Source organism: Burkholderia sp. SIMBA_051 (assembly GCF_046534915.1).
In the GTDB taxonomy this organism is placed as follows: Bacteria; Pseudomonadota; Gammaproteobacteria; order Burkholderiales; family Burkholderiaceae; genus Burkholderia; species Burkholderia ambifaria.
Genome location: NZ_JAWRXS010000754.1, coordinates 1 through 243 on the forward strand (window position 1 = coordinate 1; position 243 = coordinate 243).

Annotated in this window: 1 protein-coding gene; it reads right to left on the bottom strand. The window is 58.8% G+C overall.

From position 1 onward, the window contains the following. On the bottom strand, positions 1-243 hold a 243-nt coding region (locus SB771_RS36495; protein ID WP_410722222.1), incomplete at both ends, for a sensor histidine kinase.

Genomic DNA, 243 nt, shown 5'->3' on the forward strand with positions numbered 1-243 from the left:
GCACCCTGATCGACACCATGCCTTGCGACCGCCCGACATCGATTTCAATCTCGCTTTCGTCTGGCGCGTACTTCGTCGCATTGGACACGAGGTTGTCGAGCATCTGGACGACCCGAGCGTCATCACCGAAAACGGCGCATCCCTCATTCTCCAGATGTATCGAAACCTGTTGCCGCCTCGCATCGATATCGGGCCGATTGGCCTCGACTGCCGCGGCGATGGCCATACCCACATTGACCGATG